Source organism: Ectothiorhodospira sp. 9100, assembly GCF_022227565.1.
Lineage (GTDB): Bacteria > Pseudomonadota > Gammaproteobacteria > Ectothiorhodospirales > Ectothiorhodospiraceae > Ectothiorhodospira > Ectothiorhodospira marina.
The window spans coordinates 1-549 of the sequence record NZ_JAJNAN010000134.1; the positions used below are offsets into that span (position 1 = coordinate 1).

At 61.2% G+C, this 549-nt stretch carries 1 protein-coding gene; it reads left to right on the top strand.

Going from position 1 to position 549, the window contains the following annotated elements:
- On the top strand, window positions 1–506 hold a 506-nt coding region (locus tag LPW29_RS15315), incomplete at its 5' end, for an RNA-guided endonuclease InsQ/TnpB family protein (RefSeq protein ID WP_238628732.1).
- Window positions 507–549: the final 43 nt, after the last annotated feature.

Consider the following 549-nt stretch of genomic DNA (forward strand, 5'->3'; position numbering starts at 1 on the left):
TCCATGCCCGAATCGGCAACGCCCGCCGCGACTACCTGCACAAGACCACGACCGCGATCAGCCAAAACCACGCGATGGTGTGCATCGAGGATTTGCAGGTACGGAACATGTCCAGGTCGGCGGCAGGCAGCAGCGAGCGACCGGGTAAGAACGTTCGGGTCAAGTCCGGCCTGAACAAGTCCATCCTCGATCAGGGTTGGTTCGAGTTTCGACGCCAACTGGATTACAAGCTCCATTGGCGCGGTGGCTGGCTCATCGCCGTGCCGCCGCAAAACACCAGTCGAACCTGCCCGTGCTGCGGTCACGTCTCGGCGGATAACCGGAAGACGCAAGTTCAGTTCCAGTGCGTGGAATGCGGTTTCGAGGAAAACGCCGATGTCGTCGGCGCGATCAATGTTTTAAGGGCGGGACACGCCCGGTTCGCCTGTGAAGTGAGCGATGCAGTAGGGTCGCCAGCAGCAGGAACCCACCGAAGCGACTCAGGAGTGGCTCAATGCCGCTCCTGAGCGCCGTAGGAATCTCCGGCCTTCAGGCCGGGGAGGATGTCAA